Source organism: Xenorhabdus khoisanae (genome assembly GCF_001037465.1).
In the GTDB taxonomy this organism is placed as follows: domain Bacteria; phylum Pseudomonadota; class Gammaproteobacteria; order Enterobacterales; family Enterobacteriaceae; genus Xenorhabdus; species Xenorhabdus khoisanae.
The window spans coordinates 44,470-61,320 of sequence record NZ_LFCV01000028.1 but is presented as its reverse complement, the minus strand read 5'-3'; the positions used below and the strand labels follow the sequence as shown (position 1 = coordinate 61,320).

Annotated in this window: 19 protein-coding genes and 1 tRNA gene; 14 read left to right on the top strand and 6 right to left on the bottom strand. The window is 45.0% G+C overall.

Going from position 1 to position 16,851, the window contains the following annotated elements; translation table 11 throughout:
• Positions 1-75: 75 nt before the first annotated feature.
• From AB204_RS05185 to AB204_RS05155, 7 genes are all read left to right on the top strand, one after another.
• A complete protein-coding gene (locus tag AB204_RS05185) occupies positions 76-546 on the top strand; it encodes an antirestriction protein (protein WP_235428029.1) in 471 nt (156 codons plus the stop codon).
• A 121-nt stretch (positions 547-667) separates the two neighbouring features.
• Positions 668-1,210 carry a hypothetical protein gene (locus AB204_RS05180; RefSeq protein WP_047962316.1) on the top strand — a complete coding sequence of 181 codons (543 nt, stop codon included), beginning with the start codon at positions 668-670 and terminating at the stop codon, positions 1,208-1,210.
• A 16-nt stretch (positions 1,211-1,226) separates the two neighbouring features.
• Positions 1,227-1,535: a TA system toxin CbtA family protein gene (locus tag AB204_RS05175; RefSeq protein ID WP_047962315.1), complete on the top strand. Its 309-nt coding sequence runs from the start codon at positions 1,227-1,229 to the stop codon at positions 1,533-1,535.
• 90 nt (positions 1,536-1,625) lie between these two features.
• Positions 1,626-2,549 (top strand): DUF1281 domain-containing protein, encoded by a 924-nt coding sequence (locus AB204_RS05170; RefSeq protein ID WP_047962314.1) that lies wholly within the window; start codon positions 1,626-1,628, stop codon positions 2,547-2,549.
• Between the two features lie 114 nt (positions 2,550-2,663).
• Positions 2,664-3,353 carry an N-6 DNA methylase gene (locus tag AB204_RS05165; protein WP_047962313.1) on the top strand — a complete coding sequence of 230 codons (690 nt, stop codon included), beginning with the start codon at positions 2,664-2,666 and terminating at the stop codon, positions 3,351-3,353.
• 214 nt (positions 3,354-3,567) lie between these two features.
• Positions 3,568-4,569, top strand: coding sequence for a TraI domain-containing protein (locus AB204_RS05160; RefSeq protein WP_047962312.1), 1,002 nt, complete (start codon positions 3,568-3,570; stop codon positions 4,567-4,569).
• Between the two features lie 102 nt (positions 4,570-4,671).
• Positions 4,672-5,679: a tyrosine-type recombinase/integrase gene (locus AB204_RS05155; RefSeq protein WP_047962311.1), complete on the top strand. Its 1,008-nt coding sequence runs from the start codon at positions 4,672-4,674 to the stop codon at positions 5,677-5,679.
• A gap of 358 nt (positions 5,680-6,037) precedes the next feature.
• Here AB204_RS05155 and AB204_RS05150 read toward each other — a convergent pair.
• From AB204_RS05150 to mutY, 4 genes are all read right to left on the bottom strand, one after another.
• Positions 6,038-6,113, bottom strand: a tRNA-Phe gene (locus tag AB204_RS05150).
• Between the two features lie 182 nt (positions 6,114-6,295).
• Positions 6,296-7,369, bottom strand: a complete 1,074-nt coding sequence (mltC, locus tag AB204_RS05145; RefSeq protein WP_047962310.1) for a membrane-bound lytic murein transglycosylase MltC — start codon at positions 7,367-7,369, stop codon at positions 6,296-6,298.
• A gap of 73 nt (positions 7,370-7,442) precedes the next feature.
• Positions 7,443-7,715, bottom strand: a complete 273-nt coding sequence (locus AB204_RS05140) for an oxidative damage protection protein (protein WP_047962309.1) — start codon at positions 7,713-7,715, stop codon at positions 7,443-7,445.
• A 26-nt stretch (positions 7,716-7,741) separates the two neighbouring features.
• Entirely contained in the window at positions 7,742-8,782 is a 1,041-nt protein-coding gene (mutY, locus tag AB204_RS05135) for an A/G-specific adenine glycosylase (protein ID WP_047962308.1), read from the bottom strand.
• A gap of 243 nt (positions 8,783-9,025) precedes the next feature.
• Between mutY and trmB the strand changes: the two genes are divergently transcribed.
• The 7 genes from trmB to AB204_RS05100 all read left to right on the top strand — a co-directional run bounded on the left by trmB (position 9,026) and on the right by AB204_RS05100 (position 14,456).
• Positions 9,026-9,745 (top strand): tRNA (guanosine(46)-N7)-methyltransferase TrmB, encoded by a 720-nt coding sequence (gene trmB / locus AB204_RS05130; RefSeq protein ID WP_047962329.1) that lies wholly within the window; start codon positions 9,026-9,028, stop codon positions 9,743-9,745.
• Positions 9,745-10,071 carry a YggL family protein gene (locus AB204_RS05125; protein WP_047962307.1) on the top strand — a complete coding sequence of 109 codons (327 nt, stop codon included), beginning with the start codon at positions 9,745-9,747 and terminating at the stop codon, positions 10,069-10,071. Before trmB ends, AB204_RS05125 begins: the two co-directional genes overlap by 1 nt.
• A 92-nt stretch (positions 10,072-10,163) precedes the next feature.
• Positions 10,164-11,090, top strand: a complete 927-nt coding sequence (glsB, locus tag AB204_RS05120) for a glutaminase B (RefSeq protein ID WP_411354702.1) — start codon at positions 10,164-10,166, stop codon at positions 11,088-11,090.
• 51 nt (positions 11,091-11,141) lie between these two features.
• Positions 11,142-11,864, top strand: a complete 723-nt coding sequence (locus tag AB204_RS05115; RefSeq protein WP_047962305.1) for a DUF2884 family protein — start codon at positions 11,142-11,144, stop codon at positions 11,862-11,864.
• 242 nt (positions 11,865-12,106) lie between these two features.
• Complete coding sequence (locus AB204_RS05110) at positions 12,107-13,048, top strand: siderophore ABC transporter substrate-binding protein (RefSeq protein ID WP_047962304.1); 942 nt, start codon at positions 12,107-12,109, stop codon at positions 13,046-13,048.
• A gap of 189 nt (positions 13,049-13,237) precedes the next feature.
• The gene (locus AB204_RS05105) at positions 13,238-13,528 is read left to right on the top strand and encodes a YbhB/YbcL family Raf kinase inhibitor-like protein (RefSeq protein WP_235428028.1); all 291 of its coding nucleotides are present in this window, start codon (positions 13,238-13,240) and stop codon (positions 13,526-13,528) included.
• A gap of 148 nt (positions 13,529-13,676) precedes the next feature.
• A complete protein-coding gene (locus AB204_RS05100) occupies positions 13,677-14,456 on the top strand; it encodes an L-threonylcarbamoyladenylate synthase (protein ID WP_047962303.1) in 780 nt (259 codons plus the stop codon).
• Between the two features lie 128 nt (positions 14,457-14,584).
• Here AB204_RS05100 and AB204_RS05095 read toward each other — a convergent pair whose 3' ends face one another.
• Positions 14,585-15,544, bottom strand: coding sequence for an AEC family transporter (locus tag AB204_RS05095; protein WP_047962302.1), 960 nt, complete (start codon positions 15,542-15,544; stop codon positions 14,585-14,587).
• Positions 15,545-15,613: 69 nt separating this feature from the next.
• Entirely contained in the window at positions 15,614-16,843 is a 1,230-nt protein-coding gene (locus AB204_RS05090; RefSeq protein WP_047962301.1) for a beta/alpha barrel domain-containing protein, read from the bottom strand.
• Between the last annotated feature and the right edge of the window lie 8 nt (positions 16,844-16,851).

Genomic DNA, 16,851 nt, shown 5'->3' with positions numbered 1-16,851 from the left:
CGCCAGCTACCCGGACGGGGAACATGCTTCCCGTCGGGCAGGGTGTTCTCCGTCTTTTTTTATTGACAGGAGAACATGATGCAAAAAAGTGAACTTATCATGCTGGACAGTCCCGCGCTGTCTGCGGCATTTTCCGGTAAAAAACCGCTGGAGCGGTTGTTTCTGGGGTTTCTGATTGCCAATACCGCCGCGCAGTTATGTGGTGAGTACCGGTATGAATGCTGGGACAGGCGGGATGCCTCTGAACCGCTGACCTATATGGTGCCGACATCTGCCGCCACGTATTCTGTTTATCTGCCGGACAGTGCGTTAACCGTCACGCTGTCTGCCGATGCGTTCGGGCTGGCGGTGACGACAGCGGTGTTTGCCCGTATCGCGGTACTGGATGAATCCGATGAGGATGCGTACCGGTTCGGCGAACTGCGTGAATATGCGCGGCAACACCCAGAAACCGAACTGATACGTACAGTACTGGATTTAAGCACGCCGGATAAGGTGCTGAGTCCGTCATTAATCCGCAGTGTCAATAATAATAATCATAACTGACGTTATCAGCCCATGAGATGCTGTTAACCCTTTTCTTAAGCGCCTGACCAGGGAGCCGAAAACACCTTCCTGATATCGGGCGGGTGTTTTCTTTATTTGACATCCAATCAAGGAAATACCGATGAACCCCATTTTTTTACCGGTACCGGATGACACCGGTCCGGCATTACGTGAAGACATTTTTACCGTGCAGGTCACCGGCCTGATGCAGCACCCGCAAATGCCACAGTCTCTGCGGGAAGAAACCCTGACCGTGTGCGAAACGGCTTCGGTAACCGAAGCGGTGCAGCGCCTGAAGGTTATCCATCTGCTGGGCGACTGGCCAGTACCGGAAACGTTATCTCATCAAACGAAAGGCGTTTTTTTCCCGCTGACCGTCATGATTTATGACGCTCAGGATGAAAAAGTGCTCGGCGGCCGGTTTTATGACGAGATTGTCTGGGCACAGCCGGTGACGCTGGCATCAGAACGCCTGTCACTGGAAAAGCAACAGCAGCAGTTGTGTCAGTCAGCCGTACTTGAGCAGGGCTGGCAGAATGCCCCGGAAGCCCGTGTCCTGAGGCATGAAGCCGCGTTATTGTCGTTGCATGTGGTTTCACCCTGTTATCAACAGTGCCGTGAAGTGCAGGATATTCTCCGGCACGGAAGGACTGTCAGCGTTTAACACATGAGGTATCACCATGGCACCTTTACGTTTAACCGTCTGGCAGGTGATTGCCGGCACGCTGCTGAAGCGGCATTTTGGCCTGAACCTGAATGATACGGCACTGTGTGAAGCCGACACGGTGGCTGAACTGATGGCCAATGGCGTCCCGCCATTTGAAGCCATCAACGCGTTGGTGGATAAATACGGTTTAACCCGGCTGAATGCGCAGGGTATCCCGCGCAGGTCACCGTATCTGGGTATTCATGATGAACTGAGGGTGATTTTCGACAGCGGTATTACCGGGACGCTGCTCAGTCAGGACAACGGGTCACAATTCAAGTAACCCATTTTTTTAATCACCCATCGGGGGAATTGTGCCCTGATGGCGCGGTTCCTCCGGTTTATTCTTATCCATCCAATGAGGAACCTGACCATGGCAGAATGGGTCACCAATCAACTGGAAATCACCGGCAAATCGGTGTGTATTGACGTGATGCAACAATGGGTCTGCGGTGAAGAAATTCCCCGTTACCGCCAGGCAGTGCTGCAAAGCCTGCGGTTATTTCTGGCAGGCTGTGCGGGGATACTGAAACCCACCAAACCGCAAACCTATGCGCCTTATCCGGAGCTGGTGCGCAGCACGGCGGCACCGACAGCGCAGAACCTGGCTTTTGAACAGTGGCTAAAGTTGTTGCAGGATAATGTGCCGTTAAGCAGCGACAACATGAAACGGATAGATAACCTGTACCGCCAGTCTTGTATCAGCCTGGTGCGCTGGGAAAGCGTACCGGAGCCGGCGCGTGACATTATCGCCCGTCTCCTGACCCGGCAATATACCGACTGGTTTGGGATGGTGGGCTGGTCTGAGACGCCTGATATCGGGGTATGCTGGGATAAGCTGAACACTTACCCAGAGTCTGCGCAGCCCTGCGATATGCTGATGATAATGCCGACCCGGCTGGCGACTGAGGTTAACGGTAACAGTGGGTTGTTGAAAGGCATCGCGACCCCGGCGCAGTTTTACGACGGGCAATACGGTATGGAATGGCCGTTGGGTCACCATGTCCGCTGGGAGCGCCGCAATGTCAGCAGCTTAACCGTGCGCTTTGACTCCCCGTGGTCACCACCTTCAGCAGAACTGATGGGCGAGCTGTCATCGGTGTTTGACTGTGAAATCCGCCACTGGTACAGCGAATCGTCAGGTCAGCTCAAAGGTTACGATTGCTATGACCAGGGCGAGCATGTGGACAGTGGTAACGGGCAGTCAGGACGGGAGAACCGGCCGGCGCTTTATCTGGTCAACGATGAAAAGCGGGATATGAACCTGCCCGTGCCGGCCATCGCCGTTGGGCAATAACGCGTTGTTTAACTCATTATTAATTTATTGTTTTATCTTTACTTCAACCGAAAGGGGAAACATTTTCCCTTTTCGGACGTGTTTTCCCTGTATTTTTTGCAAGGAAAACACGTTATGGCATTTCAACCCGATCATCAGAAAGAGTTTATTTCTCTGTTTAACCAGACGGCGCGTTACCACCGTCGTTATCAGGTCTTTCAGGATTTTTGTAATTGTGCGATGGCCGCCATTCACAATAAATACTGTTACAGCGAGGAGCTGGAGCAGTATTACCTGAAAACCATCAAAAAGTACGAACGGGAAGATGTTGACCGGATTGTGCAGCTGTTTTCCCATGTGGTGCTGGGGTTAGCCCAGGAGCCCTGCGATTTTCTGGGCAGTGTGTTTATGCAGCTGGGATTGGGGGATAAAGCCCTCAATCAGTTTTTTACCCCTTGGTGCGTGGCCAGAATGATGGCGGAGATACAGTTGCAGGATGTCTCCGCACGCTTGCAGGATCAACCCTTTGTGACACTGCACGAGCCGGCTTGTGGGGCGGGCAGTATGACACTGGCCGCCGCTGACGTCCTGAGAGAGCAGGGGCATGATCCGTTATGCAGCCTGTGGGTGTCAGCGATTGATATTGACCCGCTGGCTGCGGTGATGGCTTATGTCCAGCTGTCCCTGACCGGCATTCCGGCAGCGGTCACTATCGGCAATGCGCTGGCTGATGGCGGCAGCAAACGGACACGTTATACACCGGCGCATTATCTGGGTAACTGGGCGAGCCGTTTGCAGGCCTATCAACAGCCCCAGGCGGCATAAATTCCCTTTTCACTTTGGCGCCTTTCGGGGCGCTTTTCCTATTTTAAAATCACATTAATAGATTGATTTATAGTGAAAATTAAGCTGATTGAGTAAGCGCGTCAATGGATGAATCGAGTCAAATTAATTTTCATTTCCGCAAAAAGAGTTTTTCCTTGTTTCAGACTGGGATTCACCGACACTGAGCCCAATTTGAACCGAAAGAGGAAAAACCATGTTTCAGCGTTTTAAATCGCATTTTGCCCGCCAGTCTGCCACACCGCAAAAATCATCCGAACAACAACCGGAAGCCCTTCGTGACAGTCAGGGTTATTTCCGGCCGCAATCGGCGGATAAGTTACTGGCCACACCGCTGCGTCGTCAGTGTCTGATGCAATTATGGCAAAACAGTGCCTTGCCCGAAGGGCTGTATCAGCGTTTTTATCTCGCGCCGGTGAAGCAATTGCTGGGCAGTGTCCAGCAGGTGCCCGCTACACCGGAAGGCGACTGGTCAGGGGCAGGGGGATTTGCTGACCTGACGCTGCAATTTACCACCTGCGCCGTACGGCTGGCGAAAGGGCACCTGTTACCGCCGGGGGCGGCACCGGAAACACAGGCGGCACAGGGTGTTTTGTGGCAGTCGGTGGTGTTCTGGGCCGCGTTGTTTTATCACCTGCCCCTGTTGCGGCAACTGGAAGGGGAACTGGAGGACGGGCATGGCTGGCAGCCGGGATTATGGATGCCAGCGCGTCGCTTTCGTTTTCGCTTCCGGCCGTCTCAGCCCGATTTATCAGCACCGCTGGAAGCCATGATCGCCACCCGTTTCCTGCCGGAAGACGCGGTAAGCTGGTTATTTCTGGTGCCGGAGGCATGGAACTGCCTGGCTTTACGACTGGGGGGACATCCTTCCCCGGTGTTATTGATTAATGAACTGCTTCAGGAAGCCGCGACACAGGTGCAATCTCCTTCGCTGAAATCCTCAGTGCCTGCTGAATGCCCGGTGGCGGACACGGTATCAACACCAACAGATTCTGATTTTGTTGCTTCGATCTCCGCATCAGCCACCGGGCAATCTGTTTGTGATGATACACAGACGTTATTGTCATTATTTCAATCAAATGATGAAGTTTCAGAGCAAATTGATGTAAATGATAATCATATCGATTTGAAATTATCCAAACCCACCCGCAAAAAGCCAAAAAGTGTTGCTCCCGCAGGGAGTCAGTCATCATATTAACAATAAAATAATTTAATTAGTTATTTGTTTTTTGGTGATTAATTGGCTGCTGATGATATCGGCAGGCCGTCTTGATGATTTATTGATAACAGGAAAAAGATAATGCACGGAACAGAAGAAAAAATGGGCTGGGATGAGTTACTGGAGGAATATTTTTTCTCGCATATGTTACGCCCATCCTCTGAGTGGAGCTACAGCAAAGTGAAACGGGTGTTTACCCGGTTTATGGGGGAAATGGTACTACCGGAGCAGATCACGCACCGGGATGTGCTGCGCTGGCGGCGTCATTCGCTAATGGAGAAAAAACAGTCCGGTCATACCTGGAACAATAAGGTGTCTCACCTGCGGGCCATTTTTAATTTCGGCATGGAACGAAAACTCCTGCCACACACGGAAAATCCGTTTAACGATACGGCAGTGAAAAAAGAGAAGAAAAAGAAGAAAATTCTGAGCAAATCTCAGATCATCCGTCTCTATCTGCTGATGGGGCAGTATGAGGAAGAGGAGCGCGCGCAGGTGGCTCCCCGGGGAGGGCGCTGTGCCTTGTACCCGACAGGGTACTGGCTGACCGTTCTGGATACGTTCCGGTTAACGGGCATGCGCCAGAACCAGTTACTGCATCTTCGCTTGCGGGATATCAATCTGGAAGGCCATTATATTGAACTGCGTACCGAAGGCAGCAAAAACCACAGCGAGTGGCGGGTACCGATGATCCGGCAACTCCGGCCCCGGCTGGCACAACTGGTTGAACAGGCGAGAGCCTGTGGGGCGAAAGACGACGATCCGCTGTTTGACTTAACCCGCCTGGGCTTTCGTTATCACGGCAGGATGACCCGTTACCAGTACAATTACGATAAAGAAAAGCAACATATCCGTTCTTTTTTTAATCGGTTGTCCAAAGAGTGTGGCTTTGCTGTTTCCCCTCACCGTTTTCGTCATACGCTGGCCACGGAGCTGATGAAAGCGCCGGATCGTAATCTGCAACTGGTCAGAAGCCTGCTGGGGCACCGCAGTCTGGCGACGACAATGGAGTATATTGATATTGATATGGAAGTTGCGGGCAAAACACTGGAGAGTGAGCTGGCGTTATATCTGGATCTTTCTGTGTAAGGAGGACATCAGGCAAAAAGACCAAAAAGACAGGGCAGGCCGCAGGAGGGATTAAAGCGATGGGATAGGTGAACTGCCCTGCATCAACATTGATAGCGTCAAAAAAACGTTAATATCGATCCTGCATCCCGCGTGAAGTTTTCACCTCACTTGACATCAGAATCAATTACTGAAATCATTACCTTGAACGAAAAAAGAGTGCTTGCTGATGCAAACACTCTGTATTCTTTATTTACGGCTTTCTTAAACATTGAGTATGCAAATCAGAATATCCATTGTTTAACATTTTCTTAACGGCCATAAATTTTAACTTACTTGTTAAGTCTATGATAACTAAAACAAATGAGCCTTAAAATTTTGGTGCCCGGAGGCGGAATCGAACCACCGACACGGGGATTTTCAATCCCCTGCTCTACCGACTGAGCTATCCGGGCTAACGGGGCGCATTAAACCGTATTCAGATAAATCCGTCAAACACTTTCTGCATAATTTTATCTGTGTGCTTTTAATTTGCGCAAAAAGCTATAAATCCAAACAAGATGGAGAAACAATCGCTCCTCCACCTTTCATTACTTCTTTTCTATCAACTAATTGCCATCAACGATATTGCCATCAACTACCTGCGATAGCTTTTTTGTGCGTTGTTTACTTTCACCAAATAACGACGTGATTCAGCGGATGGATGTTTATTGGTCAGAGTTTCATAAACATCGCCAGGTGCCATTGCGTTGATGATTTGAGCCGCTTTCTTTCTATCACTGGAAAATACGCGTAGTACACTACCTGCGCCGCCATTGTAGGCCGTGATAACAGCATACCGACGTGAGGTTGTATTCTGAATTTCGCCTAAATAGGCATTCTGCAATATTGATAGATAGGCAGTGCCGGCATCAATGTTGTTCTCTGGATCGAAAAGGTAACTACGGCTAGGATGGCCTGATTTTCCTTGCATCCTGAAAACATCCTTTCCGGCCGTATGTTGCATGACTTGCATAAGTCCTAAGGCATCAGAACGGCTGACGGCATAAGGGTTAAAGCTGGATTCAGTCTGCATGATGGCAAGGATAAGGGATTCATCAACGCCGTATTTAATGGAGGCTTTGCGAACGAGAGGGAGATATTTATGGGCGCGTTTGTCCATATGGTTAGGAACCAACTGCATGGTGACAGACCAAATGACATGCAATCCTGATTGGCGTTTTTGTAATTTATTTTCAATCAGGTAATTGGCAAAATGACGTGCACGCCACTCCCAGCGAATGGGTTCGCCGCTGTTATCCAAAACTTGTCCATAAAGGAATGGCTCTTTGCTGATCTGAATATCATTAGCGTCAGAATAAAGATCGATTGATCCTGGATCATCCCCCATCAGCAAAGTAGTGACAATCGCTTTGCGTAAATGTTCTGTGGGTTCAATCGGGGATATCGTTTCAATCGTGATGCTTCCCGACTCAAAGTTAATATGGCTGCGGGTTTGGTATTGATCCGTATATTTCACGTAGTCTTTCGGGCCTGCGATTAAAACTTCCTGCAATCCCCAGATATTTTCAATATCATGGGCAAATTGCCCCATTAAGATATCGAAACCATTCGTATCTTTTACATACTCTTCATTGTATTCAAGGTCTTTTTTGCTAGAGCAGGAAATTAAAAGTGGGGCGAGAAGGATCAGAGCCAGCAGTTTTTTCATTTTACAGTGCCGTTGGATATTGGAATGCCATCAGTAGTTAGAGCCATACAACATGGCTCTTATTATGCCAATATTATTGTTCTGGTGGTGTATAACCATCGATCTGTATGTCATGACCTTCGAACAGGAACTTCACCATCTCTTGTTCAAGCAATTTGCGATCTTCTGGATTCATGGTATTTAATTTTTTCTCATTAATTAGCATGGTTTGTTTGCTCATCCATTGTTGCCATGCTTCTTTAGAAATCTCATTGAAAATACGCTTGCCCAGCTCCCCCGGATAGAGCTGAAAATCTTGGCCTTCGGTTTCTCGTTGTAAAAAAGTACAAAAAATAGTTCTGCTCATAATTAATCCTCAAAGTAATGGGCAAATTAACCCAATTGTTGCAAAAGATATTCAACGGGAGCTGCCAATCCAATTATTGCTGGCTGGCGTAAGTTATACCAAAGTCCCTTGTTTTCATCCATGCAGGAATTAAAAGATAAAATATCGATTTTAATGGGAACGATATCTAAATGAAAATGACTGAATGTATGGCGAAATGCGGTTAGTTGTTCAAGTTTGCTGTGCGATATACCCGAATCTTTCAGCCACTGTTCCAGTGATGTTTGATCTGCAAATTGTGGAAAGGCAAACAGGCCACCCCAAATACCAGAAAGTGGGCGCTGTTCCAGCCAAACTGTATCGCCATGCTGCATTAGTAAAAAGTAAGCCGTTTTTTCAGGGATGCTCTGTTTCGGTTTTTTACCCGGATAATCAGCCCAGTTATGATTGGCGTAAGCGATACAGCCTGTATTGAGCGGGCAAATTTCACATTTTGGTTTGCTGCGGGTACAGACCATTGCCCCTAAATCCATCATTGCTTGGTTGAAATATTCGACGCCTTGTTCAGGAGTGACGCGCGTACTGATATCCCATAATTGGTTTTCAACCTCTTTTTTCCCCGGCCAGCCATCAACGGCATAGCAACGAGCTAAAACACGCTTCACATTACCATCAAGAATAGGAAAGTGTTTGCCTTGAGACAGGGAGAGAATAGCGCCTGCGGTCGAACGCCCTACACCGGGTAAAGCTACAACATTATCGAAAGTTGTTGGGAATTTACCGTTGTGTAACGCTACGATTTGTTGCGCTGCTTTATGCAGATTACGGGCGCGGGCGTAATACCCTAAGCCTGTCCACAAATGGAGCACTTCATCCAGCGGCGCAGCAGCTAAAGACGCAACATCAGGAAAGCGTGAAATAAATTTTTGGAAATAGGGAATAACTGTCGCGACCTGAGTTTGTTGCAGCATCACCTCTGAAAGCCAGACGTGATAGGATGTTTTCTCCAATTGCCATGGCAGAGTCTTGCGGCCATAACGGTGATACCATTCAAGCACCACTTGTGAAAATTGCTCAGCTTCCATCATTAGAATAATTGTCTTTATATCGAATAATTGTTTTGTGAACAGGATTGCAACATAGTGTAACCTCGGTGTAAACCCGAACTTTGTTTCGAAGCACTCCGCAAATTAGCATTAAAGTTGTGCTTATGGATATTGAACTTGATAAACTCATCCATCTTTGCATAATTGCGCTCTCTTTGGGCAATCCTGCGGTACATAAAGCCCCGGACGCCTGAGCAAATGTCTTTAAAACTGACAGAAAGTACCATGATAAATAACGTAATTTCACCGGAATATAATGAAAATGGCATGGCTTTGCGCCGTGTCCGCAGTTTTGTGCGTCGGCAGGGACGGTTAACGAGTCGTCAGCAGCAAGCACTTGATAATGTGTGGCCGAAAATGGGAGTGGATTATCAGGCAGAAATGTCTGATATGGCAGGGCTATTTGGCCGTGATGCTCCCGTTGTATTGGAAATTGGTTTCGGTATGGGTGCATCACTGGTTACGATGGCAAGCCAAAATCCAGAGAAAAACTTTTTCGGAATTGAAGTTCATGCACCGGGAGTGGGAGCATGTCTGGCTTCAGCAGAAGAGAAAAATCTCAATAATATGCGTGTCATGTGCCATGATGCCATTGAAGTGCTGAATAATATGATCCCGGATCAGAGTCTGGCGATGGTACAGCTTTTCTTCCCTGATCCATGGCATAAAGCACGTCATAATAAGCGCCGGATTGTGCAGCCTGAATTTGCTCAACTGATTAAAAGTAAACTGAAAATCGGCGGTGTCTTCCATATGGCAACCGACTGGCAACCTTATGCTGAACATATGCTTGAGGTAATGAGCGAAGCAGAAGGATATCGTAACTTATCGGAAAACGGTGATTATGTGCCACGCCCGGATTCGCGTCCGGTCACGAAATTTGAGATGCGCGGTCAGCGGTTAGGGCATGGCGTATGGGATCTAATGTTTGAGAGGGTAAAATAATGGCTAAAAACCGTAGTCGTCGTCTGCGTAAAAAAATGCGTATTGATGAGTTTCAGGAATTAGGTTTTTCAGTAAAGTGGAATTTCCCGGCTAATACATCTGTTGAAGTTGTTGACAGCACGGTTGATGCTTTGATTGAAGAACTGATCGAGCCAAATGGCCTTGCTCTGGATGCCAGCGGTTATTTGCAGTGGGAAGGTATTGTCTGCATGCAAAAAATCGGCAAATGTACTGAGGAACACCGTCAATTGGTTGAGAAATGGTTGAAAGACCGCGATATGGAAGACGTTATCACATCAGAACTTTTTGATGTGTGGTGGGATTGATTCGCTGTTGCATAAAAAAATAGCGTTTTACGCAAAAATAGCGCTGTATGCAGGGGCTCCTTGGGGGCCCTTGTTTGTCTGGAGAAAAAGTGGTGAAGGTAAGGTTCTCTAATTCGTTATTGGCAGATATCTTAGATGAAGTACGCCCTTTGATTGGCCAAGGAAAAGTAGCAGATTATATTCCTGCTTTGGCGGAAGTTCCGGTAAATAATTTGGCGATGGCCATTTGTACGGTTGATGGGCAGGTTTTTAAAGCGGGAGATGCAGAAAAGCGTTTCTCCAGCCAATCCATTTCTAAAGTGTTGAGCCTGACATTAGCGATGACACGTTATAAGGAAGAGGATATCTGGCGGCGAGTGGGTACAGAACCTTCGGGGCAGCCGTTTAACTCATTAGTACAATTAGAATTGGAAAAAGGAATTCCCCGCAATCCCTTTATTAATGCGGGAGCATTGATTATTTGCGATATGCTGCAATCGCGCTTGAGTGCCCCTAAGCATAGAATGCTGGAATTTGTCCGTAGCCTCACTGGGCAAAAAGATATTTGCTATGATGATGCCGTTGCTCGTTCAGAGATGGAGCATTCCAGCCGTAATGCCGCGATAGCTTACTTGATGAAGTCATTCGGTAATTTTGAGAACGATGTTATTACGGTTCTGCAAAATTACTTCCAATATTGCGCTTTGAAAATGAATTGCGTTGAGTTGGCTCAGTGTTTTATTTACTTAGCTAACAAAGGGCGCATGCTGGGCTCTGGTCAGCAAATTTTGAGCCTTCGACAAACCCGGCAGATTAATGCACTTATGTTAACATGTGGGATGTATGACGGTTCTGGGGAATTTGCTTTCAGAATAGGCATGCCGGGGAAATCGGGGGTTGGTGGCGGAGTTGTCTGCGTTGTTCCGGGAGAATTCACCGTTGCGGTGTGGTCTCCTGAACTGGATAAATCAGGTAACTCATTGGCGGGTTGTGCGGCATTGGAAAGATTGGCAGGGCGTATTGGACGCTCTATTTTTTAACCTCGTCCGTGCTGATGCGGAGCCATCAGGCAAAAGAGAGCAGGAGAAAGTATGTTACGCAGGATTATGATTGCTGCATCATTATTATTTGTATTTCAGGCACAGGCAGGCTCTGAATGTCAAATGACACTTAAGGATGACATTATTGTCACACCAAACTCTGTCCAAATTGTTGGAGCCAATGGCAACCTGAAAATATCACCTGATGGCTCCATAATGCGTGATGGCAAGGCGCTGTCATTGAATGCAGAACAACGAAAACAAGCCCAGCAATATCAACAGACAATTCGTCAGGATTTGCCGTGGGTTAAGGAAAAGGCTCAGAATCGTTTGTCAAGTGCGCGTCAATCATTGGATAAAGTGGTTGCTGATATGATGGGGCAAGACAGTAATGTCCGTAACCGTCTGTCTCAGTTGGAATCTGGCCTCAATAAGCAAATTGATAAAGTGATAGAAACCCGCGCTAATGGTTTTGCATTCAATTATCAGGCAATCAAACAGGTAGAATCTGAAGGCCAAAAACTTGTTGAACAGAGCCTTGGCGGTATTTTGCAGGATAGCATTAACGAAATGAGCCGTAAGAAGAGTGAGCAAAATGATGGCGGCAACCAGCTATTAATGTCTCTCCTCGGAGGATTGGGCGGGAAGCAAAATAGTTTTGATGCAGAATGGAAAAAACAAGAGCAAGAGCTGAAACGCTTAAAAGAGGAAGTTTGTGGTAAAGCCAGTAATTTGGAACAGCAGCGCGTCAGTCTTATGAATTCTATCAAGTAAATTACAAGATATTTATCCGGAAGGAATCAATAATAAATTGATTCCTTCTGGGTTATTTTTTTGTGATTTTTTTAAAATATCGGGTATCGCATTAATTCCTATTTCTAATTTCATCTGAAATCAGGCCCTTTTAAAGCAAATAATAATCAATATCAAATTCATTCTTATTTGATTGACATATTGGTGTCGCCACTTAGAATGCGAGTCACTTCTTACTAATATGCTTAAGTCCAGGTGTAACAATGAAAAAAATCCTGCCAATTGTTATTGCATCACTGCTTTCTGTCACCAGCTACTCTGTATTTAGTCAGTCATCAGAATTAATTACACCAAACTCAGTCATCGCTCAATCTGGTGACTATGTCACAGTAAAACATCTTTCTGGTGAAACTCAGGTTAAAAAAAATCCACAACGAGTCGTTCTGTTCGATTTCGGAACTTATGATTCAATGATGAAGTTGGGGCTTTCTGAGCGAGTGATTGCACTCCCCATCGATAATTTACCCGAATATGTACGTAGCAGTGTGCCTGCCAGTATGCACAATGCAGGGGGAATGAAAGAGCCTAATTTGGAAAAGTTAGCGGAAATAAAACCAGATTTAATTGTCATTACAGGGCGTCAAGGTGCTTTTTACGATCGTTTGTCACAAATAGCGCCAACCATTGATTTAAGTACGGACAATAAAAATTACCTGCCATCCGTTGATAGCAACCTTAAGTTATTGGGAGAGGTATTCAATAAGCAGGATATCGTTAAATCACAAACGGTTGGTTTGGGAAAAACCATTGCAGCCGCCCAGGAAAAAGCGAAAACGGCGAATAAAAAGGTATTGGTGTTACTGCATAATGCTGGTGAGTTATATCCCAATAACCAAGCCATCGTTTACAACGTGATTAAGGCTCCTCGTGCAGTATTGCCAGCTCAATCAGACAGCAAAAGCCGAGCTGTGACGGCAGACATGATTGCACAAGCAAACCCTGATGTGATTTTCATTATCGATCGTAGTGAAGCGATTGGAGCCGGTAAGTTGGAAAAAACTCAATTTGAAAACGAGCAAGTCAAATCAACCAATGCTTATAAAAACGGTAAAATAGTGTATTTGCAATCTGATCTCTGGTACTTGTCTGGCGGTGGTTTGGACAGCATAACGAAACAAGTTAATGCGGTTGCTGATGCGTTGTAATTTCGCAGTTTAATCTTATCCTTCCTGAAATTACCCCGAAATTTGACTATCCAGATTTCGGGGTAAATTTATCCCACTAGGCTCTTATTGTTCCCAAATTGAAACAATCAACCAAAATTATCTTCTGGCCTTGTAGCATGGAAAAACTGCGTTAGGATGTTTCAAAAGGCATCCAATGAGGACACAAGCATGATTATCAGTTCAACTGAATTTAAGAATAATGACTTCTTGAAAAAAGAGCATGAATTTAATGAATTTGGTGGCAATGGTAATAATCGTTCGCCTGAACTTGCTTGGGCAGATGCACCAGTTGAAACAAAAACCTTGCCAGCAAATGCAGGGCGAAGCGATGGCAGTAAATTGCCAATCAATGCAATTCAAAGCAGAAATGATTATGGCCTGCCGGGTTTCGGTGGCCTTTGTCCGCCAGTGGGGGATAAAGCGCATCGCTATATTTTCACTGTACATGCTTATCGGTAGAAAAACTGGGAATTGACGCTGAAGCAACAAATGCGATTGCGCGTTTTATGATTCAGGCCAATACCTTGGCGACAGCGACGATTACCGGTTATTACCAGCGTTAACTGATTGATTAATAATTCTTCCGTTTCCAGTAAAGGGTATCAATATGAGCAGCAAAAAAATTCAATGGAATAATGGGTTACAGCAGGAAGCGGTAGAGATCCTCTCTAATGATGGTGGAATGATCGTCTGCCCAACCAAAGTGGGTTACATTATCATGACCTCTGATGCACGAGGTTTGGAGCGCAAATTTGAAGCGAAGCAGCGTAATCGCAACAAACCCGGTGTTGTTTTGTGTGGATCTCTGGAGCAGTTAAAAGAATTGGCTCAGCTTAACGCGGAAATTGAAGAGCTTTATCAAAGACATTGGGATGAAGATGTATTGCTGGGCTGCATACTGCCATGGAAAGAAGAAGCAATCGCCCGTATTCCTGATGATGGTTCCAAAGAATTGATGATGGATCAGCGTGGTACGAGCTGTTTCGTGATTAAATTTGGTAAACCGGGCGAAATTCTGGCCAAAGAGCTGTGGGAAAAATATGGCAAGTTTTCTTTTGCCAGTTCAGCGAACCCATCTGGTAAAGGCAATCGTGGATTGGTTGAATGTATCGGTGAGCGGATCGAGGAACGGGCTGATCTGATTATCTCAGCTAATGGCTATGTTGAATCTATCCAGCCAAATGAAACTGAGCAAACCCGTTATGAGCAAGGTGTGATGGTTTCAATGGTAGATGACGAGGGTAAATTAATACCATCGCAAAATGGTCAGCGTGATATTACTCCGTGTCCGGTATTGATTCGCAAAGGTTTGGATGTGAATAAGATCATGGTGATAATGTCCGATATTTTCACAACTTGGGATTATCGTCACGGTAACTATTATTAATGTGATAGCCACTATTAATACGATAGCTACTATTAATATTTAGATATCTTTTGCGGGTGCTTTTGTACCCGCAATGGCCTTTTCTGCTGAGAAAATTTCCTATGGCTGTAGTACTACATACTAAAATGTCACGCAGGCAACAATTCTAAAATAGTTGGTATTGTTACCAATGCAATAAGTAAAGAGATGATAATGGAAAAAGAAATAATTTCTTGTTTAAAACCATACTTATTAGCAAAAACATAAACTCCCGCTCCGATAGGCTGTGCAGCCATGACAATCGCGGTAATCAGCCAAATATTATTTGCCTGCTGCATACCAAATAGATAGTAAGCACAGATAAACGTAATCAACGGCTGTATCCCTAGTTTGAGTAACAACATCGGTATAGCCAGCTTTAACGCCTCTCCGTTGATATGCTCTTTGACCTTAAGCCGAGATAACCCCAACCCCAAGGCGAACAACGCTGTTGGACCTGCGGCATTACCAAGAAATTCAGCAAATGTTTGCAAAAATATTGGAACGGGAATACCGAAGCAAACAAAGATCAATCCCGAAATCACTGAGATCGTCAAGGGATTGCTCAATGTCGTCTTTAATGCCCTAACGAAACTTTGGTTAATGGATATTCTTCCACTCGATTGGCGGGTAGAAAAAATATCGTAAGTAATGATAACAGCCATAATAGCAGGGATGTTATGCAAGATTGTAGCAATAGCGGCAGGAAGCGCGGCAGATTCACCATAAACCGCAATCAGGATTGGAACCCCCATATATCCAGTTGTACCATAACATGCCCCCATACTTAGAATCGATGATTGCGGCAAACCAATCCCCATGATTTTTGCCGCTAACATTCCCAAAACATACACTACACAAATACCAGCAAGAGTGGCAGTGATAAAACCCCATTGTTGCAGCTCACTAATATCTGCACGAGCAATGGCAAGAAACAATAAGGCAGGGAGTGCAATATAAAGTACATAATCATTGATTAATTTATCGGAAAGCCCGCTATCAGGACGCAAACGTCCAAAAAAATACCCAATAAATATGACCAGAAATATTGGCGCAACTATCATAAACATTTAAAGCCAACCTCATATTAGTTTGAAATATGGTAACATACTCCCCCAGATTTAACTGGGGGGTATATGTTATTTTAAGAACTCCCTAGTATATTTTCCAACAGAAGATGTATATAAGACATCTGTAGCATAGAACTGGTCTAACTGATTTCTAATTTGCTCAAATTCCTTTTCTTTTTTTGAGTAAATTTCAACCAGCATGCTATCAAATCTTTCTTTTACTTGCTGAACAAGACCAGGATCATTCGCAGCATCAAGCAATCCTTCATCAAACATGATTTTTTGTAATGTTGCATCATGCAATCCTATGCTGTTCAAAAAATAAGGAACATCACGAGCAGCGCCAAGGAATGAAGGAATGTTAGCTACTCCCATATTTTCTTGCTCAACAATATGTCCACTGACTGGTCTATACAAATCAGGAATAGATAAAAATGTACGCTCAGTCAACCGTGCTGCATCCAATACAAGAGAACCATCAAGATATTTACCATTAATAGAAATTGATTTCTCTTTGAAAATAAAATTTAGAATTTCAATTGCAGGCAGCCCAGATCTATTTCCAGTACCAGAAAATCCCCCTTCAATTAAATTGAAGCCGTTATAAATCGATACTAAAGCATTTTGTAATCCCAAGCCTCTATCATTATGGGCATGCAGGCAAAAATTGACAAAAGGGTAATCATGGCGTAGATTGGCAGCCAGTATAGCCATTGCTTCAGGATATATCGTTCCTAATGAATCATTAATTCGAACTACATTGATATCCATATTTAGAGTTCGATCAATCTCTTTTATTATTTTTTCATAAGATACTTCATCTACTCCCGAGCTAAAATTGTTTAGCAAACTTACCCTAAAATTTGTAAAACCATAGCCACGAAGTTCCTCAGTTGCTCTTTCGAATATTTTTTCATCTGATTTATATGAAACCATTCCAAAGCTAATAGTTACATATTTTTTAAATTCATCGGGAAAATATTTAAATTGCTTCATAAGAGGTTCATAGCAATTTAATAGCATGATAAACGAAAATTTAGCATCAGATGGAAGTTTATCTTGATGAGCAAGTTGCTTTATAACAGAAGCTAAATCTGTTGGGTCTTTTGGACCTGAACCAAAAACAATGTCCCTTATTCCTGTTTTAAATATAGTTGATATTAAAGGGATTTTTCTATCTGTTTGAACCGAAAAAGGACACCTTTCAGATCCTTCCCTCAGTGTTTCATCCAAAATCCCATCAATATTAAAGTTTGAGAATCGTGGTTTGTGATTTTTAGGTAGTGTCAATAAGGCCATGTTGTAAC